Consider the following 1,970-nt stretch of genomic DNA (forward strand, 5'->3'; position numbering starts at 1 on the left):
CCCCGGAATCGGTGCTCGACATGCCCGGAATGCCTGCTCGGCATCCCCGGAACTGCTGCTCACCTTGCTCCGGAATCGCTGCTCGGCTTGGCCTGGAATCGGTGCTCACCTTGCCCCGGTACACGCACCCGGCACCAGCAGGTGCCAGTGCGTCTCGTCGGCGTGAATGAGAGACGAGGTGAATACCTCGGCCAGCAGCGCCTCGTAGGACTTCTCCAGGTGGCGGGCAAGGGCCTCGAGTTGGTCCCAGAGAGTCTGGCTCTCCACCACCAGGCCCTCGCGCGAATACAGCTTCTGCTGGCGTGCCAGGGGCAGGTGGAAGCCGTACTTCATGAGGGCCACGTGGACGGCGAATTCCACCGAGTAGCGTCCGCCGGGAATGAGGCGCGGCGGGGCGGGCGCCGTCACCGGGGCGCAGCCGTGGCCGCAGCGGTACTTCTGCCTCTTCAGGCGGCGCAGTACGAAGCTGCGCTCCACCACGGTGACTTCCTCCGCGTCCTCCGTCTGCCCCTCCCACGCGTGCAGTCCCTCGCCGCACAGGCCGCACACCTTGTCGGCGTCGTCGAGAGGCAGCAGCACCTCCTGCACCGGCAACTCGGGCTGAGCGCGAGGGCCATGCCCACGCTGGGGCTTCGTGCGCGGCGGCTTCACCCCGGGCGCGCGGGGCAGCTTCTCGCTGGAGGTGCCGAAGTGAAGCTGCTGCAGGGCGGCCAGCTGCTCCTTCAGTTGCTCCATTTCCAACTGAAGCTGGGACACCCCGTCCACGCCCTTCAGTTGCGCATTCTCCCGCACCAGTTGCTCAATGCGCTGGTGCAGCCGGGCATTTTCCGCCTCCAGCAGCGTCGCCACCTGGCGGACGGCGTCAACGTCGGTGAGGTGCTCCAGGCGCGTCATGGCGAGTACGCCGGTGGGTGCCTTACTTCAGCGCGCCAGCGCAAGTCCTTTCTCCTCGAAGGCCGGAGGCGACAGCCGCCAACGCCCCGCCACCTCGCACCCCTCCAGGAAGAGGGACAGCTCGGCCATGGTGAGTGCGACGCACGTCGCCCCTTCCTCGGCCCAAGGCCGCGCGAAGCGCCCCTGGAAGAGGCGCTTGGAAAGCAGCACCAGCCCGGTGCCGTCGAAGTACAAAACCTTGGCCCTCTTGCGGCAGCGCCCGGTGAAGACGAAGACGTCGCCCTCCAGCAACTCCTTCCCCAATTGCTGCTCGACGAGGGCCGCCAGCCCGTCGAAGCCCCGCCGCATGTCCACCGGCTGGGCGCACGCGAAGACTCTCACCGCCCTCGTCAGCGTCAGCACCCCAGCGCCCTCAACACCGCCGCGGCCTCGCTGGGCGTCAGCCCCTCCACCCGCCAGCCCGTCGGCGCCACCACCACCGCGCCGCCCGCGCGCACGTCCGTCCCCGGAAAAGCCCGCTCCGGCTTCTCCCGTACCGCCACCGGCACCAGCCGCTCTCCCGGCTTGAGGGCCTGCGCACTGCCCTCCTTCTTCCTCCACGGAGTCCCACGCAGCCAGGCCCCCAGCGTCGGCTCGGAAATGCCCAACCGCGCCGCCGCCTTCACCCGCGACTCTCCGCTGTGACGGACCGGGGTAATGGATCGCAGGCGGGTCACCCAAGCAGTTCGTAGCGGGGTCGGCCAAGCGGATCGCCCCGGGGTCGGCCAAGCGGACCGCAAGTCGGAGCAGTCGGGACGGCGGTCCGCACACCCAGAAAACAGTTGGAAGAAACTCGGCTGGCAGGTGGGGTGAGCGCCTACCCGGCCAGTCATCCCGTGCATCCTCGCGAGTCCACGAGCACCGCCCCCGCGGTGCGCCCAGGGACGCGCGCGGATGAGCTACCGGAGAGTCGTAACTCCTCGCCGCGCCCCGTCTGGTGCGGCGAGGATGTTCGTGGAAGGGCGAAGCGAGGTTCAGCGAAGCGGCGCGCGCGCCTCGGCACGCAGAGACACTTCGCCGTTCGCCCGCTGGCGGAG

General features: G+C 69.5%; 3 protein-coding genes. All 3 read right to left on the reverse strand.

The window, feature by feature from the left end:
• Window positions 1-105 precede the first annotated feature (105 nt).
• Genes LZ199_RS45850 through LZ199_RS45860 form a run of 3 tightly spaced genes read right to left on the reverse strand, consistent with a single transcriptional unit; the run spans window position 106 to window position 1,610 of the window.
• The gene (locus LZ199_RS45850; protein WP_254000172.1) at window positions 106-894 is read right to left on the reverse strand and encodes an IS66 family transposase; all 789 of its coding nucleotides are present in this window, start codon (window positions 892-894) and stop codon (window positions 106-108) included.
• A 27-nt stretch (window positions 895-921) separates the two neighbouring features.
• On the reverse strand, window positions 922-1,296 hold the full coding sequence (gene tnpB / locus LZ199_RS45855) for an IS66 family insertion sequence element accessory protein TnpB (protein ID WP_254000173.1): 375 nt from the start codon (window positions 1,294-1,296) through the stop codon (window positions 922-924).
• Window positions 1,290-1,610, reverse strand: a complete 321-nt coding sequence (locus LZ199_RS45860; protein ID WP_254000174.1) for a hypothetical protein — start codon at window positions 1,608-1,610, stop codon at window positions 1,290-1,292. The genes tnpB and LZ199_RS45860 overlap by 7 nt, the downstream gene beginning before the upstream one ends.
• Window positions 1,611-1,970: the final 360 nt, after the last annotated feature.

The sequence above is a fragment of the Myxococcus qinghaiensis genome (assembly GCF_024198215.1).
In the GTDB taxonomy this organism is placed as follows: Bacteria; Myxococcota; Myxococcia; order Myxococcales; family Myxococcaceae; genus Myxococcus; species Myxococcus qinghaiensis.

What these genes read in the sequence shown, in the direction of transcription:
- LZ199_RS45850 (WP_254000172.1), bottom strand. Translation starts at nt 894, where the DNA reads ATGACGCGCCTGGAGCACCTCACCGACGTTGACGCCGTCCGCCAGGTG.